This window comes from Pseudomonas sp. FP215 (assembly GCF_030687795.1).
In the GTDB taxonomy this organism is placed as follows: Bacteria; Pseudomonadota; Gammaproteobacteria; order Pseudomonadales; family Pseudomonadaceae; genus Aquipseudomonas; species Aquipseudomonas salmasensis.
In genome coordinates this window covers 6,061,503-6,086,714 of sequence record NZ_CP117447.1, presented here as the reverse complement: position 1 = coordinate 6,086,714, position 25,212 = coordinate 6,061,503, and the positions used below count along the sequence as shown (strand labels likewise).

The 25,212-nt window shown below is 59.9% G+C and carries 19 protein-coding genes and 1 tRNA gene; 3 read left to right on the top strand and 17 right to left on the bottom strand.

Translation table 11 applies throughout. The features are described 5' to 3' along the window. Positions 1-28: 28 nt before the first annotated feature. From pqqF to rpsU, 9 genes are all read right to left on the bottom strand, one after another. Positions 29-2,398, bottom strand: a complete 2,370-nt coding sequence (gene pqqF, locus PSH76_RS27650; protein WP_305493251.1) for a pyrroloquinoline quinone biosynthesis protein PqqF — start codon at positions 2,396-2,398, stop codon at positions 29-31. Between the two features lie 48 nt (positions 2,399-2,446). Beyond that, entirely contained in the window at positions 2,447-3,241 is a 795-nt protein-coding gene (locus tag PSH76_RS27645; RefSeq protein ID WP_305493250.1) for a carbon-nitrogen hydrolase family protein, read from the bottom strand. Positions 3,242-3,251: 10 nt separating this feature from the next. Beyond that, a complete protein-coding gene (locus PSH76_RS27640) occupies positions 3,252-4,955 on the bottom strand; it encodes an NAD(P)/FAD-dependent oxidoreductase (protein WP_098950192.1) in 1,704 nt (567 codons plus the stop codon). 147 nt (positions 4,956-5,102) lie between these two features. Further along, the gene (locus PSH76_RS27635; RefSeq protein WP_003194755.1) at positions 5,103-5,549 is read right to left on the bottom strand and encodes an Lrp/AsnC family transcriptional regulator; all 447 of its coding nucleotides are present in this window, start codon (positions 5,547-5,549) and stop codon (positions 5,103-5,105) included. Between the two features lie 113 nt (positions 5,550-5,662). After that, positions 5,663-5,739, bottom strand: a tRNA-Ile gene (locus PSH76_RS27630). A gap of 15 nt (positions 5,740-5,754) precedes the next feature. Then, on the bottom strand, positions 5,755-9,498 hold the full coding sequence (locus PSH76_RS27625) for a bifunctional diguanylate cyclase/phosphodiesterase (protein ID WP_305493249.1): 3,744 nt from the start codon (positions 9,496-9,498) through the stop codon (positions 5,755-5,757). A gap of 135 nt (positions 9,499-9,633) precedes the next feature. Further along, complete coding sequence (rpoD, locus tag PSH76_RS27620; RefSeq protein ID WP_003194751.1) at positions 9,634-11,481, bottom strand: RNA polymerase sigma factor RpoD; 1,848 nt, start codon at positions 11,479-11,481, stop codon at positions 9,634-9,636. 67 nt (positions 11,482-11,548) lie between these two features. After that, the gene (gene dnaG, locus PSH76_RS27615) at positions 11,549-13,519 is read right to left on the bottom strand and encodes a DNA primase (RefSeq protein ID WP_138762841.1); all 1,971 of its coding nucleotides are present in this window, start codon (positions 13,517-13,519) and stop codon (positions 11,549-11,551) included. A 442-nt stretch (positions 13,520-13,961) separates the two neighbouring features. Further along, entirely contained in the window at positions 13,962-14,177 is a 216-nt protein-coding gene (rpsU, locus tag PSH76_RS27610) for a 30S ribosomal protein S21 (protein ID WP_002551877.1), read from the bottom strand. Between the two features lie 203 nt (positions 14,178-14,380). On the opposite strand from rpsU, the gene tsaD reads away from it, so the two are divergent. Continuing rightward, positions 14,381-15,406, top strand: coding sequence for a tRNA (adenosine(37)-N6)-threonylcarbamoyltransferase complex transferase subunit TsaD (gene tsaD, locus PSH76_RS27605; protein ID WP_098950195.1), 1,026 nt, complete (start codon positions 14,381-14,383; stop codon positions 15,404-15,406). A 30-nt stretch (positions 15,407-15,436) separates the two neighbouring features. On the opposite strand, the gene plsY is transcribed toward tsaD, so the two are convergent. Continuing rightward, a complete protein-coding gene (plsY, locus tag PSH76_RS27600) occupies positions 15,437-16,006 on the bottom strand; it encodes a glycerol-3-phosphate 1-O-acyltransferase PlsY (RefSeq protein ID WP_032895027.1) in 570 nt (189 codons plus the stop codon). A 74-nt stretch (positions 16,007-16,080) separates the two neighbouring features. Here plsY and folB point away from each other — a divergent pair, with 74 nt between their 5' ends. Together folB and folK are read left to right on the top strand one after the other, a co-directional pair. After that, positions 16,081-16,434 carry a dihydroneopterin aldolase gene (gene folB / locus PSH76_RS27595; protein WP_032895029.1) on the top strand — a complete coding sequence of 118 codons (354 nt, stop codon included), beginning with the start codon at positions 16,081-16,083 and terminating at the stop codon, positions 16,432-16,434. After that, a complete protein-coding gene (gene folK / locus PSH76_RS27590) occupies positions 16,425-16,943 on the top strand; it encodes a 2-amino-4-hydroxy-6-hydroxymethyldihydropteridine diphosphokinase (protein ID WP_305493248.1) in 519 nt (172 codons plus the stop codon). Before folB ends, folK begins: the two co-directional genes overlap by 10 nt. A 72-nt stretch (positions 16,944-17,015) precedes the next feature. Here the strand turns inward: folK and PSH76_RS27585 are convergent, their stop codons facing one another. The 7 genes from PSH76_RS27585 to apaG all read right to left on the bottom strand — a co-directional run bounded on the left by PSH76_RS27585 (position 17,016) and on the right by apaG (position 25,037). After that, positions 17,016-18,248 (bottom strand): multifunctional CCA addition/repair protein, encoded by a 1,233-nt coding sequence (locus tag PSH76_RS27585; RefSeq protein ID WP_305493247.1) that lies wholly within the window; start codon positions 18,246-18,248, stop codon positions 17,016-17,018. A gap of 63 nt (positions 18,249-18,311) precedes the next feature. After that, positions 18,312-19,877 (bottom strand): SpoVR family protein, encoded by a 1,566-nt coding sequence (locus tag PSH76_RS27580; protein ID WP_003194736.1) that lies wholly within the window; start codon positions 19,875-19,877, stop codon positions 18,312-18,314. Next, positions 19,874-21,145, bottom strand: coding sequence for a YeaH/YhbH family protein (locus PSH76_RS27575; RefSeq protein WP_098950197.1), 1,272 nt, complete (start codon positions 21,143-21,145; stop codon positions 19,874-19,876). Before PSH76_RS27575 ends, PSH76_RS27580 begins: the two co-directional genes overlap by 4 nt. A 113-nt stretch (positions 21,146-21,258) precedes the next feature. Beyond that, entirely contained in the window at positions 21,259-23,181 is a 1,923-nt protein-coding gene (locus PSH76_RS27570) for a PrkA family serine protein kinase (RefSeq protein WP_003194732.1), read from the bottom strand. 285 nt (positions 23,182-23,466) lie between these two features. Continuing rightward, positions 23,467-23,796: a thiosulfate sulfurtransferase GlpE gene (gene glpE / locus PSH76_RS27565; protein WP_032895035.1), complete on the bottom strand. Its 330-nt coding sequence runs from the start codon at positions 23,794-23,796 to the stop codon at positions 23,467-23,469. Between the two features lie 9 nt (positions 23,797-23,805). After that, on the bottom strand, positions 23,806-24,657 hold the full coding sequence (locus tag PSH76_RS27560) for a symmetrical bis(5'-nucleosyl)-tetraphosphatase (RefSeq protein ID WP_305493246.1): 852 nt from the start codon (positions 24,655-24,657) through the stop codon (positions 23,806-23,808). Continuing rightward, on the bottom strand, positions 24,657-25,037 hold the full coding sequence (gene apaG, locus PSH76_RS27555; RefSeq protein ID WP_003194726.1) for a Co2+/Mg2+ efflux protein ApaG: 381 nt from the start codon (positions 25,035-25,037) through the stop codon (positions 24,657-24,659). The genes PSH76_RS27560 and apaG overlap by 1 nt, the downstream gene beginning before the upstream one ends. Between the last annotated feature and the right edge of the window lie 175 nt (positions 25,038-25,212).

The window sequence follows — 25,212 nt, the reverse complement described above, 5'->3', positions numbered from 1 at the left end:
AGAAAGCCTGTTGCAGGGTTGGCAATGATCACGGCGCTGCTTGCCAGTCGTCGTTGATACGCGGCCCGTTGGCCACGCAACGCCAGCCGCCTGCAGCGTCATTGAGTTGCTGCGCGGCGTGCTGCACATCTTCGCGCGTGCATTGTTGAATCAACGCTTGAAGCTGATCCAGATAACCCGACGAATGACCTGCCAGATGCGCATGCCAGAGCAACTCGGCAGCTTCGTTGATGGGCAGCGTCTGGGCCGAGAACTGCTGCGCGAGGGCCTGGTTACCCAAGTCGGGGCAGCGCGCGATCAACGACGGCAGTTGCCCGAGGAAGGCCTGCAACTGTTCGACGATGCCGTCCAGGGAAGTGCTGGGCGATTGCACCCCAAACAGCAGGCCGGTTTGGCCGTTGATCTGTCGGATGCCGCTGAACACGGCGTAGCCGATTTGCAGTTCGACTCTCAGGCGCTGGTAGAACGGCCCCTGGAGCACATGCGCGAGCAAGCGCCAGTTGGCTTCATCGGCGAGAGATTGCGTCGGTGCTGGGCAAAATAGCAGTAGCGCCGCCTCGCTGGATTCGGTGTGGACTGCGTGCCAGCGCTTTTGTCCGTCAAGGGGCTGAGGTGTGAAAGGCATAGTTGCCGGTTGCCCCGGCAGCCGGGCCGCTGCGGCTTTGATTGCGGCTTCACAGGCGGCGGGCAGACCTGCGCCCATCCCCTGCCAACGCGCAGTGGCCCAGGACGCTGTCGTCCCCTGAGGCTCGGGTTGAACACCGGCACAGCAAGCAGGCAACGCCTTGAGCAGTTCCCGGATGGCCATCGTCGGCGCGGGCGCAGGCGACGGTTCATCCGAGCCAATCAGGCACCGCGCCAACACTTCGAGCACCGCCGGCATGGGCTCATGAAGGCCGTGCATCTTCACCTGCCAGTCAGTGGCGATCGTTTCGCAAGACAACTCGACGCCCGCCTGCCGTGCCTGTTCGCACAGCGGCCGCAACAGGCTTTCCAGCCCTGTGGGTACCGCCGAGTCAAACCGCCAGTGCAGGTACAGCGCGCCTTCGCCAGTGTCCTCCGCCAACGCCTGGCTGAAGGTCAGCGCTGACAGCTCCCGTCGGCCCCGTGAGCGATCCTGGGCAAAGGTACGCAAGCCACGATGGGCGCTGGTTTGGCCGCGAATCAGGCCGGCGCGTTCGTCCTTGGCGGGTGCACGGAGAAAGGGATTGTTAGGCGGCAGTTGCCAAGGGTGGCGGGAGGCAGGCAGGTGCAGTGATTCGAGCATGGCCTTGAGGGCTGCGGCGCCTTGTTCCGACAGGTCTTGGGCATCGTTGCGCGCCAACGCCAGGGCGCCTTGGACCTGTTGTTGGCGAGCATTGAGCAAGGCGAACTCTTCGCGTAACGCTGTCCAGTCGCTGTGTGCGAAGAAACTCAGCCAGTCGTGCAGTAATTCTTCGATCTGCGTGGCCGGTTCGCGCTCGCTGCCGAGAGTGAAGTGGATATCCAGCACGGCTTGATCCGCAAACTGGTACAGCACGGACGCCTGCAGCGCGATGGCCAGTCGTTGTGCTTGCAGTTCGGCGAGCAGCCCGCCGGGGGCCGAGGCGTTGAGCCAGGTGCAGAGAAACGCCAGCGCTTCCCGTGGCGCGTTACAGGTAATGACTTGGTGCAGGTGTTGGCCGGCGACGTGTTGATAGCGGTGTGCCGAGCCTTGCATCAAGACCGGTGGAGCGGCCTGCGGGTGCAATGGCCCGGGTGTCAGTTGGTCACTGAACTGCTGGGCCATGGCCTGCAGGTCCGTCAGCGATTGTGGGCCGGCAAGGCTCAAAGTCATCTGCCCGCTTTGATAAAAGTGTGTGTGGAACCCGCGCAAGGCTTGCTGAAAGGCGTCGCTTTCCACTGGCAGGCTGTCGCGGTTGCCGGCATGAAAACCGCGCAACGGATGATCCGCTGCCAAGCCTTGCAGCAGCGCCACTTGTTGTTGGGCCTTGGCATCCTGGGACCAGGCTACAAACTCCGCGTCGAGCACTTCGCGCTCACGCTGTTGATCATCGAGGGCCAGGCGTGGGTGAGTCAGCATATCCGCCAACCGCATCAGCCCGTCTGCAAACACCGGCACCGGCAGTTCAAAGAAGAACTCGGTGGTGCGCTCACGGGTGCTGGCGTTGATCTGCCCACCGTGGCGTTGCACGTAGGTCATCAGCCCTTCGCCGGCTGGAAAACGCTCGGTACCGAGAAACAATAAGTGCTCAAGAAAATGCGCCAGCCCAGGCCAGGCCAGTGGCACGTCATGGCTGCCGGCAGCCACTTGTAAAACGGCGGCGCAGCGCTTCAAGCGTGGCGCATGGCGCAGGCAAACCCGCAGGCCATTGGCGAGAGTCAGGTGAACGGGATGAGGGTGAACCGGCGCAGGCATGGGCACTTCCGAGGCGTGGGAAGTGCCTATGCTAGCAAACCCAATGGGTCAGGGCTTGTGCAGTGCGCCGTAGAGTTCGGCGCGACGGTCTTGCAGGTAGTGGTTGGCGGCGCGGGCGTCGAAGATCGATTGGCGCTCCAGGGTGCCGACGATCAAGGCTTCATCCAGGCCGGCCTGGGCAATTCGCTGGCCGTCCGGCGCGGCAATGCTGCTTTGCCCGCAGTAGTGGATCTCGTCTTCGTGCCCGCAGTAGTTGGCATAGGCCACGAAACATTGGTTTTCAAAGGCTCGTGCCCGTACGGTGACGTCGGCAACAAAGTCGAACGGCACCATATTGGCGGTGGGCACCAGGATCAGTTCGGCGCCGGCCAGGGCCAGGCGGCGGGTGTTTTCCGGAAACTCCAGGTCGTAGCAAATCAGCATGCCCACCTTCCACCCGTTCAATTCCACCACCGGGAAATCGTCGGGGCCGGCGCTGAACATCGAGTGGTCAAGATCGCCAAACAGGTGGGTCTTACGGTAGTTGCACAGGCGCTTGCCCTGAGCGTCGATCAACTGCACGGCGTTGTAGATCTGGCCGTCCTCGGCCCGCTCCGGGTAGCCATACAGGATTGCCAACCCGGCACCTTGCGCCAGTTCGGCAATTGCCTGCGCCGACGGCCCGTCCTGTGCCTCGGCCAGTGCGCCAACGGCTTCTGCGCCAATGTTATAGCCGCTGAGGAACATCTCTGGCAGCACCAGCACATCGGCGCCGTGTGCCTCATGGGCCAATCGGTGCAGGCGCTGCAGGTTAGCGGCCACATCCAGCGGCAGCGGCGGGCATTGGTACAGGGCGACACGCATGCTCAACTCCTTATTCTGCCAGGGCGATGGGCCCTATTTCATCGAACACGTCGCCCGGGCCTGGGTTCTGCGGGTGGGTGCTGCCACCGAAGTGGGTCATGATGCCCCACACCGCGTTGAGCGAGGTTTGTACTGCACCTTCGACCCAGGCGGGCGTCCACGATACATCATCACCGGCGATGAAGATCCCGCGTTGTTCGGCGGGCATATCCTTTTGCATGAAGTGCGCATACATCCGCTGGTTATAGCGATAGTGACCGGGCAAGGCGCCTTTGAAGGCCCCGAGGAAATGCGGATCGGCCTCCCAGGATACGGTGATCGGGTCGCCGATGATGCGCGCCTTGATGTCGACCTTGGGGTAGATCTTCTTCAGTGCATCGAGGGCCAGTTTCACCCGCTTGTCGATAGGCTGGGGCAGCATCTTCAGCGCATCGCTCATCCACGAATAGGACAAGCAGATCACCCCAGGCTTGTCGTCGCCGTTATCGAACAGGTAGGTGCCACGGGTCAGGCGGTCGGTGAGGGTCATGCTCATCAGGTCGCGACCGGTTTGTGGGTCTTTGTCTTTCCAGAATGGGCGGTCAACCATCACGAAGGTTTTCGATGACTGCATGTAGCGAGTGCGGTCCAGGGCCATCCACATTTTTTGCGAGAACAGGGTTTCGTCGCATTCGATCTGGGTGGTCAGCAGCCAGCTTTGGCAGGTGGTCAGCACTGCCGCGTATTCGCGGGTGTCGCCGTAGTTGTCGGTAACGGCGAAACGGCCATCGGCGGCGTGGGCGATGCGCTTCACGCCGGCCCGTGGCGCACCTCTATGCAGCGAGCTCAGGCTGGTACCGGCCGGCCAGTGGGCGCAGCGTTCCGGCACATGGCGCCAGATGCCCATGGGCACTTGGGCCACGCCACCGACGATCAGGTGTTGATGATCATCGCAGTTGGTCATCACCACGCGGAAGATTTCCAGCATGGAGTTGGGGAAGTCCGAGTCCCAGCCGCCGGTGCCGAAACCGACCTGGCCAAACACCTCGCGGTGGTGGAACGACAACTTGGCGAAGGCCTTGGAGGTGGCGACGAAGTCGTAGAAGGTACGGTCATCCCACAGCGGCACGAGCTTGTTCCACAGCTCCTTGAGCCGCGGCACGTCGCGGTCGCGGATTGCCTGCTGGATATCGCCGAACTGCGAACCGGCTTCCAGAGCGTCGGCCCAGGCATCGGCGACTTCCTGGAACAATGCAGGTAAATCGGAGAGTTTTTGCGCGTAGTGGGTCTGGCCTTCCAGATCGATCACGGTGCTGCCGGACGCCGGCGTCAGCGGGTTGGGGAAGGGCTTGGTCTCCAGCCCCAGCTTATCCACGTAATGGTAGAACGCCGTGGACGACACCGGGAACCGCATGCCGCCCAGCTCGGCGATGATGCCTTCGGCGCCTTCAAAGGCCTGCGAGCGCAAACGACCGCCCATCTTCGAGGCTTCGTACACAACGGGCTTGAGCCCCAGCTTCATCAACTCGTAGGCCGCAACCAGGCCCGCGATCCCGGCGCCGACGATCGCCACTTCGGCGCCGTGATTAGCCGCAGGAATACTGCCCAGCCCGGCGGGGTGTTCGATCCAGTCATCAAAGGCAAACGGGAAATCCGGGCCGAAGATGGTGATGGGTTTCTTGCCATCGCCCGGGTGGCGATTGGGCTTGCTGAGGGTGCTGGACGGAATGCTCATGGCTGACCTTACTGACGGCTCGGCGGGAGGAGGGCCCGTTGAGTATAAGAAAAGATGGCAGCCAGTTTAGGGAGCGTAGCGCTCGTTAATAAGACGCAATGTGTCGTCGTATTGCACTAGTTTTAGTCAATATGACGAATATAATGATCAGATTGGTTGTCCGCGATCCAATTTGTTACTGAGGATGATCGAGGTGGTGGTTTTCTCCACGCCGTCGACACTGCCGATCTGGTCCAGCAATTGGTCCAGTTGCTCCGGCGAATCGGTGCGCAGCCAAGCCACGTAATCGAACTCCCCACTCACTGCGCACAACTGCTGCACCTGGGCCATGGCGCTCAGCCTGCGCAACACCTCTTTGCCCGAACGGGGTTGCACGGTAATGCCCACATAAGCCTGCAACCCACCATCCGCAACGCGCTGGCCCAGGCGCACGCCGTAACCGGTGATGACCTGGGTCTTCTCCAGGCGTGCCAGACGCGACGTGACGGTGGTACGCGCGATGCCCAACTGCCGGGCGAGCATGGCCACGCTTTCACGGGCGTTGAGCTGCAGGGCGGCGATCAGTTGGCGGTCGATTTCGTCTAGGGCGGGCAAGGGGAGAGCTCCAGTGCGGGAGGGCAGTGAGCAGGCATGTTACAGGCTTGGCCCTGCTGACAAAATGATTCAGCCAGATACGCAAAAGCCGCGCAATGCGCGGCTTTTTTGTGTGGTGGGCCCAGTAGGACTCGAACCTACGACCAAGGGATTATGAGTCCCCTGCTCTAACCAACTGAGCTATAGGCCCTCAGTAGGTCGCGGATTATAACGATGGATTGTTCACTGTGCCATCCGAAAAATCCTCCAGCTTCGTACGAAGGAAGCTGGCGGCAAAAAGCTCCGGCGGCAGGGGCAGGCTGACGATGTAGCCTTGCATCTGTTCGCACCCTTCAGCCGCGAGGAATGCTTGTTGCGCCGGGGTTTCCACGCCTTCGGCGATGATGGTGAATTGCATGCTGTGGCCCAGGGCGATGATGGCGCGCACGATGGCTGCATCGTGAGGGTCGTCGGGCAAGCCGCGGACGAAGGATTGGTCGATCTTGAGGAAGTCCAGGGGCAGGCGCTTGAGGTAGCTGAGGGATGAATAACCGGTGCCGAAATCATCGATTGCCAGCTGGACGCCCAGGCGCTTGAGTTGGTGCAATACCGCGAGCGCTTCTTCGGCTTGGCTCATGATGAAGTTTTCGGTGATTTCCAGTTGCAGGCAGCCGGGTTCGAGGCGGTAATCGCGCAGCAGTTGTTCTATACGTGACAGCAGGTTGGGGTGACGCAGTTGCGCGCCTGCGAGGTTGACCGACAGGGGGCCGAAATCCTCGAAAGCCGCTTGCCACGCATGCAGCTGCCGGCAGGCCTGTTCCAGTACCCAGTCGCCGATTTGCAGGATCGTGCCGTTCTCTTCGGCCAGGGCAATAAAGTGCTCGGGCGGGACCTCGCCCAGCGTCGGGTGATGCCAGCGGATCAAGGCTTCGGCGCCGATCAGTTGCTGGGTGACCAGGCTGCGTTTGGGTTGGTAATACAGGCTCAATTCTTCACGCTCGATGGCGCGGCGCAGTTCGTGCTCCAGCGCTACGCGTTCATTGGCCTGGGCGGTCAGGTCGCGGGTATAGCGCTCGACCCGGTTACGCCCTTTGGCCTTGGAGCGATACATTGCGGCGTCGGCATTTTTGACCAGGGTGGCCACGTCGGTACCGTCTTGTGGATACAGGCTGGTGCCGATACTGGCGCTGATAAAGAACTCATGCTCGCCGGCCTGGAAGGGCGGGGTAAAGCAGTCGAGCAGTTTATTCGCCAAGTGTTGGGCGTCGCTGGCCTGTTGCAAGCCGGGCAGCAGGATGATGAATTCGTCGCCGCCCAGGCGAGCAACGGTGTCCACGTCCCGCAATTGCTCCTTGAGGCGTACCGCGATGTCTTTGAGCAGCAGGTCGCCGACCGGGTGGCCGAGGCTGTCGTTGATGTGTTTGAAGCGGTCGAGGTCGAGAAACAGCACAGCGCCCTGCTTGCCACTTTCCTGCTGGCCGTTGAGGGCGGCCTGCAGCCGGTTTTCAAACAGGGTGCGGTTGGGCAGGCCGGTCAATGGGTCGTGGTGGGCCTGATAGTCCAGGCGTGCCTGGGCCAGTTTGAGGCTGGAGATGTCGGCGAACACGGCAACGAAATGCGTAACCAAGTGCTCGCGGTTACGCACGGCACTGATGGTCAACCAACTCGGGTACACCTCGCCGTTCTTGCGGCGGTTGGAAATCTCGCCTTGCCAGTGGCCGTGGGTCGTCAACTGGTGCCACATGGCCGCATAGAACGCGCTGTCATGCAGGCCGGAGGCAAGCAGACGCGGGGTATGGCCAAGGGCTTCAACCTCGCTATAGCCGGTAATCTCAGTGAAGGCGCGGTTGACGGCGCTGATGTTCTGCCGTGTGTCGGTAATCAAGACACCTTCGGCGGTACTTTCGAACACCGTGGCGGCCTGCTGCAGTTTTTCCTGCATCAACTGGCGTTCGGTGATGTCCCGGGCGATGGTCAGCATGCAATCTTCGTCGCCAATCGGCAGCGGGCGGCTGGACACTTCGCACAGGCGAATCTGGCCGTCGGCACGACGGATATGGCAGATGAAATCGCGGACAAAACCGTCGCGCTGCATCAATTCCAGCATGTGCTTGCGTTCGTTGAGGTCGACCCAGATGCCCAGGTCGAGGGCTGATTGGTCGAGTGAAGAGGCGCTGGTGAAGCCGGTCAGGTGGCTGAAACCCTCGTTTACTTCGATCAGCAGGCCGTCGCTCTGGCGGCTCAGCAGCAAGCCATCGGGGGAGGCATGGAAGGCTTTGGCAAACTTTTCTTCGGAGGTTTGCAGTCGCTGTTGGGTTTCCTTGAGCTGGGTGATATCCCGCACCACCACCACCAAGGCTTCGGTGGTGTCGAGTTGGAACGGCTCGGCTGAGATCAGCCCGGTAAAGGCCTGGCCATTGCTGCGCAGAAAGGGCATTTCCAGGTTGCGGATGCTGGTGGTCTGTACTCGTTGCAGCAAATCCGGGCCGCCCCCTTGAATACCCCATATATTCAGGTCGGGGGCGGTTTTGCCCACCACCTCGTCGGCGCGCAGGCCAATCTGGTCCTCGAATGCCTTGTTGACCTCCAGCAGGCAGCCATCAGACAACCGGGCAATCACCAGAATGTCGGGGCACTGCTGAAACACCGAGGCAAATTTCTGCTCGGACAGTTGCAGGGCTTCTTCGGTGCGCTTGGCTTCGCTGATGTCGATCATCAGGCCGCGCAGCACCGGCTCATGGCCGTGTTCGATCAGGCTGACAATGTCACGTACCCACAGGCAGCGGCCATCAGCGGTGATGACCCGGTAATCAATGCTGTGATCACGATTGGCACGGGTTTCCCGATAGCAATAGGCCTCGGCACGGGTCAGGTCGGCGGGGTGGATGATGTTGCGCCAGAAACCTGGAATCAGCCAATGGGCGCGGGGATAGCCGAGCAGCTCTTCAGCATGGGGCGACACGTAGCTGTAGGTGAAGTCGCTGATGCTTGCTTCCCAGGCGATGGCGGACAAGCTCTCCACCAGGCCGCGATAGTGGTACTCGCTGCTACGCAATTCTTGCTCAAGGGCGACCCGGCGGGAAATTTCCGAGCTGAGCCGGCGATTGATCCGAATGACGATTGCCAGCACCGTGCTCAATAGCAGCACCGCTGGCAGGCCGTACGTGAGCAGGTCAGCCCAGAAGGTGCGGTGATCGGTGAAACTACCGACCCAGTGTTGCTGGATCGCATCAGTTTCGGCTGAACTGAGGTCGGCGAGGACTTTGTCCAAGATGCCCACCAGGATTTTCTCATCCCGCGGCACGCCCATGGCCAGTTGGTAGCGGTAGGGCGTTTCGCCGCTGACGTACAGGCCGTCGAGCTTGAGTTGGCGCAAGCTCCAGACGCTGGAGGCCAGGTCGCCGACTACGGCATCCACTTCATCGGTGGCCAGGGCTTGCAGCGTCGAACTGACGTTGGGCATCGCCACCAGATTCAGGTCCGGATGGTGGGTACGCAGCAGTTCATGGGGCGCGTAGTTTTCCACCACGGCAATTTTCAGCCCGTACAAATCCTTGAGGCTGCGGGGTTTCGCGCCGCCTTCATGGGCCAGGATGACGATGGGAAAGTCGAGATAGGGGCGTGTGAAGGCCAGGAAATTCTGGCGTTCGGGGGTGGACATGATGCCAGGCAGCAGGTCGAGCTGGTTATTGCGGGCTTGTTCAAGCACCGCGGTCCAGTTAACTGGTTCGATCAGTTTGATTCGAACGCCCAGACGGTCTTGGAGTAGGCGTACGTAATCGGCCGCCAGGCCCTGATATCGGCCATTTTCATCGCGATATTCAAACGGTGGCCAGGACGCGTCCACGCCGAGGCGCAGCTCCTGATGGTCCGCCAACCAGCTACGCTCATCATCCGTAAGAGTCAACGCGCCAGCCGTTGCGGTCCAGGTCAGCAGCGACAGCAGTATCACGGTCGGCAATCTGGGCATAACGGTCTCGTTATGGCACGGGGAATGTCTCGAGTGTAGACGGGCATTGCGGGGGCGGGGTGATGCGGGGCAGTTAATCTGTGGAAAGCGGTCGGTAGAAAGCAAAACCCCCGGCCTGGGCCGGGGGTTCTGGTATCACTCGTCGAGGAAGGAGCGCAGATGCTCGCTTCGCGTCGGGTGGCGCAACTTGCGCAGCGCCTTGGCTTCGATCTGACGGATCCGCTCACGGGTCACGTCAAACTGCTTACCGACTTCCTCAAGGGTGTGGTCGGTATTCATGTCGATGCCGAAACGCATGCGCAGTACCTTGGCTTCACGGGCAGTGAGGCCGGACAGTACGTCGCGAGTCGCTTCTTTCAAGCTCTCAACAGTGGCGACATCGATTGGCGACTGCATGGTCGAGTCTTCGATGAAGTCACCCAGATGGGAGTCTTCGTCATCACCAATCGGCGTTTCCATGGAGATCGGCTCTTTAGCGATCTTCAATACCTTGCGGATTTTATCCTCAGGCATCTCCATGCGTTCACCCAGCTCTTCCGGGGTCGGTTCGCGACCCATTTCCTGCAACATCTGCCGGGAAATACGGTTGAGCTTGTTGATGGTCTCGATCATGTGCACCGGAATACGGATGGTGCGGGCCTGGTCGGCGATCGAGCGAGTGATCGCCTGACGGATCCACCAGGTGGCATAAGTCGAGAACTTGTAGCCGCGACGGTATTCGAACTTGTCCACCGCCTTCATCAAGCCGATGTTGCCTTCCTGGATCAGATCAAGGAATTGCAGGCCACGGTTGGTGTACTTCTTGGCGATGGAGATCACCAGACGCAAGTTCGCTTCAACCATCTCTTTCTTCGCGCGGCGGGCCTTGGCCTCACCGATCGACATGCGACGGTTGATGTCTTTGATTTCTGCAATCGTCAGGCCGGTTTCGGTCTCAAGCGCGGTCAGCTTCTGCTGGCAACGGATGATATCGGGCTGCAGGCGACCAATGGCTTCGGCGTATTTCGCCTTGCCCTTGGCCAGTGCGTCGCTCCAGCTTTCGTCAACTTCGTTGCCCGGGAACTGGCGCAGGAAATCGGTACGCGGCATGCGCGCATCACGCACACAGAGCTGCATGATTGCACGCTCTTGGGCACGCAGACGCTCAAGGGCACTGCGAACACGCTCAACCAGGCCTTCGAACTGCTTGGGCACTAGCTTGATCGGCATGAACAGCTCAGCCAGGGCCACCAGCTCGGCAATCGCCTGCTTGTTGCCACGACCGTGCTTTTTCAGGGCCTTGCGGGTGATTTCCATTTGATCGGAAACCGCACCGAAGCGCTGGGCAGCGATAACCGGGTCTGGACCGCTTTCGGCTTCTTCTTCGTCGTCGCTGCTTTCAGCTTCGTCGTCGTCGGTGTCGTCGTCCGCTTTTGCGGCTTTCGCATCAACAGGCGGCGGCACTTCGGCGGCAGGCGGCGCAATGCCGTCGTCCGGGTCGATATAACCGCTCAGGACGTCGGAAAGGCGGCCACCTTCGGTGGTGACGCGGGTGTACTCGGAGAGAATGTGGTCAACCGTGCCAGGGAAGTGCGCAATTGCGCCCATCACTTCGCGGATGCCCTCTTCGATACGCTTGGCGATTTCGATTTCGCCTTCGCGTGTCAGCAGCTCGACGGTACCCATTTCGCGCATGTACATGCGCACCGGGTCTGTCGTGCGGCCGATATCGGTCTCTACTGCAGCCAGCGCGGCAGCAGCTTCCTCAGCGGCGGCCTCGTCGGTATCAGCGTCGGCCAGCATAAGGGAATCCTTATCTGGCGCGACTTCGAATACGTTGATCCCCATGTCGTTAATCATGCGGATGATGTCTTCCACCTGCTCAGGATCTGAAATATCCTCAGGCAGGTGGTCGTTGACCTCCGCGTAAGTCAGGTAACCCTGCTCACGACCAAGAAGTATCAACTCTTTGATACGAGACTGCTGTTGCGCTTTTCCGGACATAACACCCTATCCACTGAAGGTCTTGGCGGGCAAAAAACAAGCCGAGGATTATACCCGAGCTATGACCTCACACGCCAGCTGAGGTCGGGTTTGATGCGTAAACATTCTGTTTTAAGAGGTCGCGCATCTGTTTTGCTATCTGAATTTGCTCTTCAGCCGATAATCCCGGCTGCCTCGCTCTCTTGATAAGTTCGTCGAGGGTCTGAGTGTGTTGACCCGCGGATAACCTATTAATGGTGTCTAAAAACTGTTGTTCAAGGTTGTCGCCGTCAATTAGCCACTCCTTTTCCGCCAGTGCCCGCAATAAACGGCCCTGTTCCGTGCCATGCCAGCGAGCCATCAACTGAATTGAGTTTAGCTTAGGGTTTTTCTGCACGGCTTCGATCAGTGCGATAAGCACCTGGGCGTAGGTGTTGCTCTCGTTGGCAAAGTGGTCGGCACTTTCAACCTTGCCGGCCAATTGCGGGTGGTGAATCAGTGTGCGCAGTGCAATCAGTGTGGGGGCTTCCACCGCTACGGGTGTGCGTGGCGCGTAGGCTTCATCGCGGTCACCGCGTTTGCCGTTTTTGCTCCAGGGCTTTTTGTCCCACTTCTTGCCGCCGGCGCCGGGCTTCTTCGGCGTCCATTCCTGCTGGGGCGCGAAGGCCTCCTGAGGTTGGTGAAAATCAGCGTAGTCCGGCATAGCGTCGTAATCCATGCCGGGGTCGTAGGCTGGCGGCGCATCCTGCGGGGCGCTGTGCACCAGCTGGCTTACGGCTTCGCCGCTCAAACCGGTGATCTCCAGCAGGCGCTGACGCATCAGCGTGCGCAAGTTGGCGCCCGGGACTTTATCGATCAGCGGCGCCGCAAGGGTGGCCATATGGGCCTTGCCTTCGAGGGAGCGCGGGTCGGCCTCTTCGGTCAGTTGCTGGAAAAAATAATCCGCCAGCGGCTGTGCATGTTGATTGATGCGTGCGCGGAACGCGTCGGTACCTTCCGAACGCACCAGGGTGTCCGGGTCTTCGCCTTCGGGCAGGAACAGGAAGCGTGCGCGGCGGCCATCCTGCAGGCTCGACAGCGTGGCTTCGAGCGCGCGCCAGGCGGCGTTGCGGCCAGCCTGGTCGCCGTCGAAGCAAAACAGCACGCTGGGCACGACGCGAAACAGGCGCTTCAAATGTTCTTCGCTGGTGGCGGTGCCGAGGGTGGCGACCGCATTGCGCAAGCCTTGTTGGGCCAGGGCAATGACGTCCATATAGCCTTCAACCACGATGATTTCGTCGAGGTTGCGGTTGTTCTTGCGCGCTTCGAACAGGCCGTAGAGTTCCTGGCCCTTGTGGAACACCGGGGTCTCCGGAGAGTTCAGGTACTTGGGCTTGTCGTCCCCGAGTACGCGGCCGCCAAAGGCGATGATACGGCCACGGCTGTCGCGTATCGGGAACATCACGCGGTCGCGGAAGCGGTCATAGCGCTTGCCGGTCTCGGCGTTTTCTACCAGCAGGCCGGCATCGATCATGGCCTTTTGCTGGAGGGTGTCGCTGCTCAGGTGTTTATACAGGTTGTCCCAGCCCGGCGGGGCGAAGCCGAGACCAAAATCCCGAGCGATTTCGCCGGTGAGGCCGCGCCCTTTAAGGTAGTCGACAGCGGCCTTGCGCTGCGGATGGCTCTTGAGTGCCTGGCGGTAAAAGTCGGCAGCGGCGGTCAGTAGCGGGTACAGCGGCGAGTCGGTGGGTTGCCGGGGTTTGTGCGGGCGACCACTGTCCTCGCGGGGCACCTCCATGCCGGCGGCTTTCGCCAGGTCCTCGACGGCCTGGGGGAAGTCCAGGTTGTCGTGGTCCATCAGGAAGCCCAGGGCGTTCCCGCCCGCGCCGCAACCGAAGCAGTAATAAAACTGTTTGTCGGGGCTGACGCTGAACGATGGGGTTTTTTCTTTATGGAAAGGGCAGCAGGCGGTGTAGTTTTTGCCGGCTTTTTTCAGCTGTACGCGTGAGCTGACAACATCGACGATGTCGGTGCGGTTCAGAAGGTCGTCAATAAAGCTCTGGGGAATCAGCCCGGCCATGGCGTTCTCGTCATCACTGCGTATAAATGAGGGCCCGTGACGTGTTCAAGCGCACGTATGGAGTGCTTGAGCATCATCGTCTGCATGGGTCATCAGGAAGTGTATCTGCCGAATATTCACTGAGGGTAGTTTCTGATCAGTCTTCGGCATGGAAATGTTGCCCGGGCGTCCGGTCTTGGCCAATGGCGGCCTCGGAAACGCATCGATGGGCACAGCCGACACGGTTGATCGTCTGTTTGAAGAATAGGTGTGCTCGTCAGTAGCCTTGTTAGGCTCGTCAGAAGAGACGTGCACCGCTGGCAAAAGAGCCAGCCCTGACGTGTGAAGCAGTGTCTCGGTCGCATGTGCGGCGTCGACGGTGAAGCATCAAGCGATATCCGCAAATGCCAACAGCCCGGCTGAGGGCCGGGCTTGGCAGAAGCTTGCTACGAACGTCTGTGTATTAGTACAGACGAACGGCGCGGCGCTGTTCGCGCTGAACTTTCTTAGCGTGACGCTTAACAGCGGCTGCTGCTTTGCGCTTACGCTCAGAAGTTGGCTTCTCATAAAATTCGCGGCTACGAACTTCAGCCAGAACACCGGCTTTTTCGCAGGAGCGCTTGAAACGACGCAGAGCTACGTCGAAGGGTTCGTTCTCTTTTACTTTGACGGCTGGCATCCAGAGCTACCTTCTTTCATTACCGGGAATCAACGTTCTCGTCGCAAAAAATTCGCGGCTGAGGTCGTCGGTTTTTAAGGGTTGCGGATGTTAACCCCTCATTGCCCGGAATGCAAAGCCTCTGATCGAAAACCGCTAGTCGGGAGGGGGAGTGGCGACTATTATGCGCGCCTTCGAATTCAGCCTCTACAAGGCGCAAACCCATGCTAGTACTGGGACTTGAAACCTCCTGCGACGAAACCGGAGTCGCACTATACGACAGTGAACGCGGGCTTTTGGCCGATGCACTGTTCAGTCAAATCGACCTGCATCGCGCCTATGGCGGCGTGGTGCCGGAGCTTGCCAGCCGCGATCACGTCAAGCGCATGCTGCCGCTGATCCGCCAGGTGCTGGATGAGGCCGGCTGTGTGGCAACCGAGATCGATGCCATCGCCTACACGGCAGGGCCAGGATTGGTCGGAGCCCTGCTGGTTGGGGCCTCTTGCGCCCAGGCGCTGGCCTTTGCCTGGGGCATTCCTGCCCTCGGCGTGCACCATATGGAAGGCCATTTATTGGCGCCCATGCTGGAAAAAACACCGCCAGAGTTCCCGTTCGTCGCTTTGTTGGTTTCGGGGGGGCATACGCAGCTGGTTCAGGTGGATGGGATCGGCCAATACACGCTGTTGGGCGAGTCGCTGGACGATGCTGCCGGCGAAGCGTTCGACAAAACCGCGAAGATGATGGGGCTTAATTATCCGGGCGGTCCGGAAATCGCCCGCCTGGCTGAGAACGGCGTTGCCGGTCGCTACACCTTCCCGCGGCCGATGTGTGATCGTCCTGGCTTGATGTTCAGTTTCAGCGGCTTGAAAACCTCTGCCTTGAACACTTGGCAGCAGAGCGTCAGCGCCGGGGACGACGGCCAGCAAGCCCGTTGCGACATCGCGCTGGCGTTCCAGCAGGCTGTGGTGGAGACTTTGACCATCAAGTGCAAGCGCGCCCTGAAGCAGGCGGGCATGAAGCGGCTGGTGATCGCAGGCGGCGTCAGCGCCAACAAGGCATTGCGTAGCTCCCTCGAAACGATGCTCGGCGACATGAATGGCAATGTGTTTTACGCACGCCCTGAGTTCTGCACTGACAACGGCGCGATGATCGCCTACGCCGGTTGCCAGCGCTTGCAGGCCGGGCAGCACGAAAGCCTGGCGATCAGCGTGCAGGCGCGCTGGCCGATGGAGCAATTGCCGCCGTTGTAAGGTTCAAGGGCGCCGGGTTCAGGCGGGTATTTAAAAATGCCGTTCGCGCCCGGCAAACAGGTCGCGTAGATTGCCGCGATGGCGCCAGACGATCAGCAGTGTCAGCACGCTCATCGGCACCAGTGCTTGCGGTTCCTGCCAAGCCAGCAACGGTAGGGTCAGTGGCGTGGCAATCAGCGCGGCCAGTGAGCTGGTGCGGGTCAGGTAGAACGTCAGCAGCCAGGCGAGCATGGCCAGTAACGCCGCCGGTGGGTAAATGCCCAGCAGCATGCCGGCCGCTGTGGCGACGCCCTTGCCGCCGCGAAAGCGGAAGTACAACGGGAACAGGTGGCCCAGGACGGCACATAGGCCCACCCAGGCTTGCTGTTGCAAGCTAAGGCCGACGAGGCTGGCGATCAGCACGGGCAGCAGGCCCTTGCACAGGTCGCCCAGCAAGGTCAGGACGGCGAGTTTCTTGCCGGCCAGGCGCAACATATTGGTGGCGCCGGCATTGCCTGAGCCACTCATTCGCGGGTCGGGATTTCCCGTCAAGCGGCTGAGCAAAATGGCGAAGGACAGCGAGCCGAGCAGGTAGGCGAAAATCGCCAGTGACCAAAACATGCTAACTATTCCGGGCGAGGACGCCCTGATTCTAACGGGGCATCGCGCCCTTGTCGTGCTGCGGAGAAAAGTGCTTGGACAGAGTGTTTATCGAAGGCCTGGAAGTCGACACCGTGATCGGGGCTTACGACTGGGAGCGCGGAATCCGGCAATGCCTGCGCCTGGACCTGAGCTTCGCCTGGGATAATCGCCCAGCTGCGGCCGGTGATGACCTGACCCTGGCACTGGATTACGCCAGGGTGTCTGCGCGTATCCAGGCCTTTGCCGAGCAGTCCCAGTACCAGTTGGTGGAAACCTTTGCCGAGCGCCTGGCCGAAGTGCTGATGAGTGAATTCCAGATTCCCTGGCTGCACCTCAAGTTGACCAAGCCCGGCGCGGTACCGGCTGCCAAGGGCGTGGGCGTGGAGATCGAGCGCGGATGTCGTTGACTCAGGTTTATCTCGGGCTTGGCAGCAATATCGAGCGCGAGGCTCGTTTATGCGCCGGCTTGGATGCGTTGGCGGGCTTCTTGACGAATATGCGCTGTTCAGCGGTGTTCGAAAGCCAGCCGGTGGGTATCAAGAGCGGGCCGTTTTTCAATCTGGTGGTGTCGGCTTATACCGACCTGCCATTGATGGAGTTGGATCGCCGCTTGAAATCCATCGAGGCCGACAATGGCCGCTACGCGCCCGACCGCAAAGGCCTGCCGCTGGATATCGATGTGTTGTTGTATGGCGATCTGGTGGGCGATTTTGATGGCTTGGTCCTGCCGCGAGCCGAAATTCTGAAAAACGCCTTTGTGTTGTGGCCGCTGTCGATGATGGCGCCGCAGCGTCTGCACCCGGAGGCGGGCAAGACAATGGCCGAGTTGTGGCGAGACGCGCAAATTGATCAGGTATTGGCGCCTGTGGCGTTCGAGTGGCAGGGTCAGCCACTCACGCCGCTAGCTCTTTTGTAGGCGCCGAGCTTGCTCGCGAAAAACCTGAGGGCGCTGCGTCATCGTTGAGGTTCTTCGCGAGCAAGCTCGCTCCTACAGGGGCTTTTGCTGTTCCTTGTAGGCTTTCAATGCGTTTAGTCGTTCGCGCTTGAGCGCCTCGCCCAGTTCGGGGCCTTTGAAGCCTTTTTCCAGCAACGGCGCGACCGGCACTTCGCGTGCAGCCTTCGCCGCTGCCCGCAAATAATCGGCCTGTGGATAACTGCGTTGCTCAAAACCCTGTCGGCCCCGAGCGTCCATTTCGCAGGCCGCCACGAATTCTTCAAAGCGTTGCGGCCGACGGTAAACGTCGAAACTTTGCAGCAACTCCAGCAATGTCGAGGCCTTGAGCTCCAGCGCACGATGCCCATGGGTATGATATTGCCCCACCAGCAAGGCCAATTCCTGGCAATCCCTCGGCACCTTGAAACGCTCGTTCACCGCTTTGATCAGCTTCAGGCCGCGTTGCTCGTGGGCAATATGCTGCGGCAACTTATCCACAGGCGTCAGGCCTTTGCCCAAGTCATGCAGCAGGCAGGCCCAGCGCACGCTCAGCGGTTGCTTGTGCAGGGCGGCTTGCTCCAGCACGCTCAAGGTGTGCACGCCGGTGTCTATTTCCGGGTGGTGCGCTGCGGGCTGCGGCACGCCGAACAGCGCGTCCAACTCCGGCATAAAGGTTTTTAGCGCATCGCAGTCACGCAGCGCTTGGATAAATACCTGGGGTTGAGCTTCCATCAGCGCCCGTGAGATTTCCTTCCAACTGCGCTCGGGGGTAAGGGCCTCCAGCTCGCCGGACTCACTGAGTTGGCGCATTAACGCCAGGGTCTCAGGGGCGACTGTGAAGCCCAGAGGCGCATAGCGCGCGGCGAAGCGTGCAACACGCAGCACTCGGAGTGGATCTTCGGCGAACGCGGGAGAAACATGCCGTAAAATACGCGCTTCAAGGTCGCGTTGGCCGTGGTAAGGATCAGTCAGATTACCTTCGTCGTCCTCCGCCATGGCATTGATGGTCAGGTCACGCCGGATCAGGTCTTCTTCCAGCGTAACGTCGGGGCTCGCATGGAATATAAAGCCGCCGTAACCCCGGCCATTCTTGCGTTCGGTGCGAGCGAGGGCGTATTCGTCACCGTTCTTCGGGTCGAGAAATACCGGGAAATCAGCGCCCACCGGTTTATAACCTTTGGCGAGCATCTCTTCGGCCGTCGCGCCAACGACGACGCGGTCGATATCGGTGACCTCGATGCCCAGAAGGCGATCACGCACGGCGCCGCCGACTTTGTAGATTTTCATGAAAAAGCCTCCATTAGCGGCACAGGATAACGCCTGAGCCTGGCCAATGGAGGCTTTGCTGTTTCAGAGGTGAACGACGGCCATGTCCAGGCGGCCGTAGTCATTGTCGTTATGATCGCTGCGCGGTGGCACATGGTGGGTTTTCATCACTTGATCGCCCTGCAGGGTTTCCAGATGAATATCAAAACCCCAGAGCCGATGCAGGTGCTTGAGCACTTCCTCAGTGGATTCGCCCAAGGGTTTGCGGTCGTGCTGCTGGTGACGCAAGGTCAGCGAACGGTCGCCACGCACATCGATGCTGTAGATCTGCACGTTAGGCTCGCGGTTACCGAGGTTGTATTGGGCGGCCAGGGTTTCGCGAATGATGCGGTAGCCGGGTTCGTCGTGGATGGCAGGCACCACCAGGTCATCCTTGAGGTCGTCGTCCAGGATGCTGAACAGCTTGAGGTCGCGAATCACCTGGGGCGACAGGTACTGCAGGATAAAACTCTCATCCTTGAAGCTACTCATGGCGAACTTGATGGTCGATAGCCAGTCGCTGCCGGCGATTTCCGGGAACCAGCGGCGGTCTTCCTCGGTGGGGTGCTCGCACATACGGCGAATATCGCGGTACATGGCAAAACCCAGCGCATAGGGGTTGATGCCGTTGTAATACGGGCTGTCGAAGCCTGGTTGGAAGACCACGCTGGTATGGGACGTGAGGAACTCCATCATAAAGCCGTCAGTGACCAGGCCTTCGTCGTACAGGTCGTTCATCAGGGTGTAATGCCAGAAGGTGGCCCAGCCTTCGTTCATCACCTGGGTTTGGCGCTGTGGGTAAAAATACTGCGCGATCTTGCGCACGATGCGCACGATTTCACGCTGCCAGGGTTCCAGCAGCGGTGCGTGTTTTTCCAGGAAGTACAGGATGTTTTCCTGAGGTTCGGCGGGGAAGCGTGCATTGTCCTTGTCGCTGTTCTTGTCAGCGCGCTTGGGGATGGTGCGCCACAGGTCGTTGATCTGTTTCTGCAGGTGCTCCTCGCGTTCCTTCTGGCGCAGGCGCTCCTCTTCGGCGGAAATAGGATAGGGACGCTTATAGCGATCGACCCCGTAATTCATCAGCGCATGGCAGGAGTCCAACAGATCTTCCACCGCATCGATACCGTGGCGTTCTTCGCACTGCATGATGTATTGCTTGGCGAACACCAGGTAATCAATGATCGAACTGGCATCGGTCCAGGTGCGAAACAGGTAATTGCCCTTGAAGAAACTGTTATGCCCATAGCAGGCATGGGCCACTACCAGCGCCTGCATGCAGATGGTGTTTTCTTCCATCAGGTACGCGATGCACGGGTCGGAGTTGATCACGATCTCGTAGGCCAGGCCCATCTGGCCACGGGTGTAGGACTTCTCGGTACTGAGGAAGTGTTTCCCGTAGGACCAATGGTGATAGCCCAGCGGCATGCCCACCGAGGCATAGGCATCCATCATCTGTTCAGCGGTGATGACTTCTATCTGGTTGGGGTAGGTGTCCAGGGCATAACCCGCCGCGATACGGCTGATTTCCCGGTCATAGGCCTGGATCAGTTCGAAGGTCCACTCGGAGCCGGTGGAAATGGGTTGGCGCTTGTTCTCTTTTTTGGCGGTCATGTCACTAACCTGCGCTGGAAGAGTTCACGGAAGACCGGGTAGATATCGCCGGCCGAGACCAGTTGCTGCTGGGCGAACGTATCGGCAAAGGCTTCGCCGATGCGCTCGTATTCGAACCACAGGGCCTGGTGCTCACGGGGGGTGATTTCGACGTAAGTGTAGTACTGCACGAACGGCATGATCTGGTTGATCAAAATGTCCCGGCAGATCGGTGAGTCGTCGTTCCAGTTGTCGCCGTCGGAGGCCTGGGCGGCGTAGATGTTCCACTCGTTGGCGGGGTAGCGCTCGGCCATGATCTCCTGCATCAGCTTCAGTGCGCTGGAAACGATGGTGCCGCCGGTTTCCCGCGAGTAGAAAAACTCCTCTTCGTCCACTTCCCGGGCGCTGGTGTGATGGCGGATGAACACGACGTCGATCTTGTCGTAGTTCCGTTTCAGGAACAGGTACAGCAGGATAAAGAAACGCTTGGCGATGTCCTTGGTGGCTTGGGTCATGGAGCCGGAAACGTCCATCAGGCAGAACATCACCGCCTTGGAGCTGGGGTTGGGTTGCTTGACCAGCAGGTTGTACTTCAAGTCAAAGGTATCGAGGAACGGCACGCGGTGAATGCGCGCGCTGAGTTTTTCAATTTCTACCTCGATTTCCTGGATATCGCCGAAGTTGTCCGGTTCTTCGCGCTTCAAGCGTGCCAACTCTTCCTTGGCCTGCTTGAGTTTGGCGCGGCTGCTGCCCGACAGGGCGATGCGCCGTGCATGGGCTGAGCGCAGGGTACGGATGATATTGATGCGCGAAGGGTTGCCCTCGTTGCTGATGCCTGCGCGTACGGTCTTGAAGGTGTCGGTGCCGGTGAGGTTGCGCTTGACCAGGTTGGGCAGTTCCAGGTCTTCGAACATGAATTCGAGGAATTCTTCCTGGGTGATCTGGAACACGAATTCGTCCATGCCTTCGCCGGAGTTGCCGGCCTTGCCCGGGCCTTTGCCACCGCCGCCGCCTTGTGGGCGCTGGATATGTTCGCCGGTGGTGAATTCCTTGTTGCCGGGGTGCACCACAGTCTGTTTGCCGCCGCGGCCATGGTGAAGCACCGGTTCATCGATGTCCCGGCCGGGAATGCTGATTTGTTCGCCATGCTCCATGTCGGTGATGGAGCGGCGGCTGACGGCCTCTTCTACCGCCTTTTTGATGTGGTCACGGTAGCGCCGCAGGAAACGCTGACGGTTTACCGTGCTCTTGTTCTTGCCATTGAGGCGTCGGTCGATCACATAGCTCATGGGGAGCCCTCCGGGCAGCTTCACGTTACAAGCTTCAAGCCGCGAGCTGGAAGCTTAGGGACAAGCGGTCAACTGCCAGGCCGGATGCCTGGCAGTGTGCGCTTGCCGCTGCCTTACTGTGATTTGCGAACCCGCAGGTACCACTCGGAGAGCAGCCGTACCTGTTTGTCGGTGTAGCCTCGCTCGACCATGCGTGTGACGAAGTCGTTGTGTTTTTGCTGATCCTCCTTGCTGGCTTTGGCGTTGAAGCTGATGACGGGCAGCAGGTCCTCGGTGTTGGAGAACATTTTCTTCTCGATGACCACCCGCAGCTTCTCGTAGCTGAGCCAAGTGGGGTTCTTGCCGTTGTTGTTGGCACGGGCGCGCAGTACGAAGTTGACGATTTCGTTGCGGAAATCCTTCGGATTGCTGATGCCGGCGGGTTTCTCGATCTTTTCCAGCTCTTCGTTGAGGGCCACGCGATTGAGGATTTCGCCGGTTTCCGGGTCGCGGTATTCCTGGTCCTGGATCCAGAAGTCGGCGTACAGCACGTAGCGGTCGAAGATGTTCTGGCCGTACTCGCTGTAAGACTCCAGGTAAGCGGTCTGGATTTCCTTGCCGATAAACTCGATGTAGCGCGGCGCCAGGTATTCTTTGAGGAAGCGCAGGTAGCGCTCGCGGGTTTCGGCCTGGAACTGCTCCTGTTCAATCTGCTGCTCAAGCACATAGAGCAAGTGCACCGGGTTGGCGGCAATCTCGTGGGGGTCGAAGTTGAAGACTTTAGACAGGATCTTGAACGCAAAGCGCGTCGACAGACCGTTCATGCCCTCGTCCACACCGGCTGTGTCACGGTACTCCTGGATCGACTTGGCCTTGGGATCGGTGTCCTTGAGGTTTTCGCCGTCGTAGACGCGCATCTTCGAATAGATATTGGAGTTCTCCGGCTCCTTGAGGCGCGACAGCACTGTGAACTGGGCAAGCATCTTCAGGGTGTCGGGCGCGCAATGGGCCTTGGCCAGGGAACTGTTGAACAGCAGTTTGTCGTAAATCTTGATTTCATCGCTGACCCGCAGGCAGTACGGCACCTTGACGATATAGATCCGGTCGATGAAGGCTTCGTTGTTCTTGTTGTTGCGGAAGGTATGCCATTCCGATTCGTTGGAGTGGGCCAGCAGGATCCCGGTAAACGGAATCGCCCCCAGGCCTTCAGTACTGTTGTAGTTGCCTTCCTGGGTAGCGGTCAGCAGTGGGTGCAGCACCTTGATTGGTGCCTTGAACATCTCCACGAATTCCATCAGGCCTTGGTTGGCCCGGCACAGTGCGCCCGAATAGCTGTAGGCATCGGCATCGTTCTGCGGGAATTCTTCCAGTTTGCGGATATCGACCTTGCCCACCAGCGCCGAAATGTCCTGGTTGTTTTCATCGCCCGGTTCGGTCTTGGCCACGCCGATCTGGTTGAGGATCGACGGGTAGAGTTTCACCACGCGGAACTGGCTGATATCACCACCGAACTCGGCCAGGCGCTTGGTGGCCCAAGGCGACATGATGGTGTTGAGGTAGCGCCGCGGGATGCCGAAGTCTTCCTCGAGGATCGCGCCATCTTCCGTGGCGTTGAACAGGCCCAGGGGCGACTCGAAGACGGGCGAGCCCTTGATCGCGTAGAAGGGCACCTTCTCGATCAATTGTTTGAGCTTTTCTGCCAGGGACGACTTGCCGCCGCCGACCGGGCCGAGCAGATAGAGGATCTGCTTCTTCTCTTCCAGGCCTTGGGCGGCATGGCGGAAGTAGGAAACGATCTGGTCGATGCATTCTTCCATCCCATGGAAGTCTTCAAAGGCCGGATAGCGGCGGATCACCTTGTTGGAAAATATCCGCGACAGGCGCGAATTATTGGCGGTTTCCACCAGTTCTGGCTCGCCAATCGCCAGTAGCAGGCGTTCGGCGGCAGAGGCGTAGGTGCTGCGGTCCTGTTTGCACAGCTCGAGATACTCCTGAAGCGTGAGTTCTTCCTGCTGTGTGGACGCAAAGCGTTGTTGGAAGTGGCTAAAGATACTCATGACGTCGTCACCTCGCTCGATACGTGGAGCCGACGCCGGATCAATCAGTCGATGCTGGCAGTCATTGGCGCACGCCAATGGCTGTTTTCCCCCCAGAACACCCTGAAACGCTACCGATGACCCGAACGCCGGTGTACCGGCTCTCCCCTGATTCGGATGGCCTGCGCTTAAGGATAGTTCGGAATCCGGGAGGTCAAGGCGCGATGCGCAATTAGTTTGGCTGCGCCGTTCGTCAGAAACGGCGCAAGCCCAAGCGTCACGCGGGGTGGCGGGGTGTGAAAAAAATTATTGCGAATCGCCTGAAGAAATTTCCGCAGGAAAGGTCGCACGCCACAGCTCAAACCCGCCGTCCAGGCTATAGACGTCGGAGAAACCCTGGCTGATCAGATACGCGGCTGCGCTCTGGCTGGAATTGCCGTGGTAGCAGGCCACGATCAGCGGCGCATCGAGGTCAGCGGCGCGGATGAAGTCGGCGATGTTGACGTTGTCCAAGTGCTGGGCGCCGGTGATGTGAGCGGCGGCATAAGTGGGCTGGTCGCGGATGTCGACGACTACCGCACCTTGCTCGCGCAGGGCTTGTGCTTCTTGGGGAGGGATACGTTTGAATTCGGTCATGGCGGGCTCCTATTGCTTGGCGGTGGCCGGCTGGGTAATGGAAAGGGGCGATTCGCACTGGCAGTCGAGGCGCTTGCCCGTGTCGATGTTCATCAGGGTCATGGCACCGCCCCACACGCAGCCGGTGTCGAGGGCGAACACGCCGGGCTCATCGCACTTGCCTTCCAGCGCGGCCCAGTGGCCAAAGATGATCTTTGTGTCTCGGGTCTTGCGTTCCTTGTAGGCGAACCAGGGCTTGTAGCCGGGAAGGGCGGTGTCGGCGCCTTCCTTGCTCTTGAGGTCCAGTTTGCCTTCGGCCGTGCAGAAGCGCATCCGCGTAAAGTAGTTGGTGATCACTCGCAGGCGGGCCACGCCCGTGAGGTCGTTGTCCCACTTCACTGGGTCGTTGCCGTACATGCCGTCGAGGTACGCGGTGTACAGGTTGTCATCGGCCAACGCAGTTTCAACTTCGGCAGCGCATTTGAGGGCTTTTTTCAACGTCCACTGGGGCGGGATGCCGGCATGCACCAAGGCCATGTTACGGTCCTCATCGTAGTGCATGAGTTTTTGCCGGCGCAGCCAGTCGAGCAGTTGAGCGCGGTCTGGGGCTTCGAGGATTTCCCGCAGGGTGTCGCCTTTTTTGAGGCGCTCGATATTGTTGCCGGCCGCAAGCAAGTGCAGGTCATGGTTGCCCAGCACGCATACCAGAGAGTCGCGCAGGCTATAGAGGTAGCGCAGGGTTTCCAGGGACTGTGGGCCGCGGTTGACCAAGTCGCCCACCAACCACAAGCGATCATTTGCCGGGTCGAAGGCTACGCGCTCCAGCAGGCGCTTGAGAGGGTCCAGGCAGCCTTGCAGGTCGCCGACCGCGTACGTCGCCATCAGTGCAGCGCTCCTGGCACGGCCAGGCGGAAGGGCTTGATGATTGCATCGAACAGTTGGCCGTCGGTGGCCTTCATTTGATACGAGCCTTGCATGGTGCCGACCTTGGAGGTCATCACCGTGCCGCTGCTATAGGTGTGGCTAGCGCCGCTGTCGATCAACGGCTGCTGGCCGACAACGCCTGCCCCGCGCACTTCCTCGACCTGGCCGTCGCCATCGGTGATGACCCAGTGGCGCGACAGCAGCTTGGCCGGCACCAGCCCGTTGTTCTTCACTGTGATGGTGTAGGCAAAGGCGAAGCGGTTATGTTCGGGTTGCGATTGGTCCGCCAGGAAGCGGGTGACGACGCTGACGTCTATCTGATAGCGAGGATCGGACATGCAAGAGGCCTTAAAAGCGAAGGACAGCAGATGCGGGTCAGTCTAGGCCAAGAGGAGGGCACTAGGCCAGACATGCTGTCTGGGCTCTTGAAGCGCGGTTAAACCTGTGGGAGCGGGCTTGCTCGCGAATGCGGTGTATCAGTTGACGAAAATGTTGACTGACACACCGCATTCG

Coding starts and splice junctions, on each gene's coding strand:
- pqqF (WP_305493251.1), bottom strand. CDS start 2,398: ATGCCTGCGCCGGTTCACCCTCATCCCGTTCACCTGACTCTCGCCAAT.
- PSH76_RS27645 (WP_305493250.1), bottom strand. CDS start 3,241: ATGCGTGTCGCCCTGTACCAATGCCCGCCGCTGCCGCTGGATGTGGCC.
- PSH76_RS27640 (WP_098950192.1), bottom strand. CDS start 4,955: ATGAGCATTCCGTCCAGCACCCTCAGCAAGCCCAATCGCCACCCGGGC.
- PSH76_RS27625 (WP_305493249.1), bottom strand. CDS start 9,498: ATGCCCAGATTGCCGACCGTGATACTGCTGTCGCTGCTGACCTGGACC.
- rpoD (WP_003194751.1), bottom strand. CDS start 11,481: ATGTCCGGAAAAGCGCAACAGCAGTCTCGTATCAAAGAGTTGATACTT.
- dnaG (WP_138762841.1), bottom strand. CDS start 13,519: ATGGCCGGGCTGATTCCCCAGAGCTTTATTGACGACCTTCTGAACCGC.
- rpsU (WP_002551877.1), bottom strand. CDS start 14,177: ATGCCAGCCGTCAAAGTAAAAGAGAACGAACCCTTCGACGTAGCTCTG.
- tsaD (WP_098950195.1), top strand. CDS start 14,381: ATGCTAGTACTGGGACTTGAAACCTCCTGCGACGAAACCGGAGTCGCA.
- plsY (WP_032895027.1), bottom strand. CDS start 16,006: ATGTTTTGGTCACTGGCGATTTTCGCCTACCTGCTCGGCTCGCTGTCC.
- folK (WP_305493248.1), top strand. CDS start 16,425: ATGTCGTTGACTCAGGTTTATCTCGGGCTTGGCAGCAATATCGAGCGC.
- PSH76_RS27585 (WP_305493247.1), bottom strand. CDS start 18,248: ATGAAAATCTACAAAGTCGGCGGCGCCGTGCGTGATCGCCTTCTGGGC.
- PSH76_RS27580 (WP_003194736.1), bottom strand. CDS start 19,877: ATGACCGCCAAAAAAGAGAACAAGCGCCAACCCATTTCCACCGGCTCC.
- PSH76_RS27575 (WP_098950197.1), bottom strand. CDS start 21,145: ATGAGCTATGTGATCGACCGACGCCTCAATGGCAAGAACAAGAGCACG.
- PSH76_RS27570 (WP_003194732.1), bottom strand. CDS start 23,181: ATGAGTATCTTTAGCCACTTCCAACAACGCTTTGCGTCCACACAGCAG.
- glpE (WP_032895035.1), bottom strand. CDS start 23,796: ATGACCGAATTCAAACGTATCCCTCCCCAAGAAGCACAAGCCCTGCGC.
- PSH76_RS27560 (WP_305493246.1), bottom strand. CDS start 24,657: ATGGCGACGTACGCGGTCGGCGACCTGCAAGGCTGCCTGGACCCTCTC.
- apaG (WP_003194726.1), bottom strand. CDS start 25,037: ATGTCCGATCCTCGCTATCAGATAGACGTCAGCGTCGTCACCCGCTTC.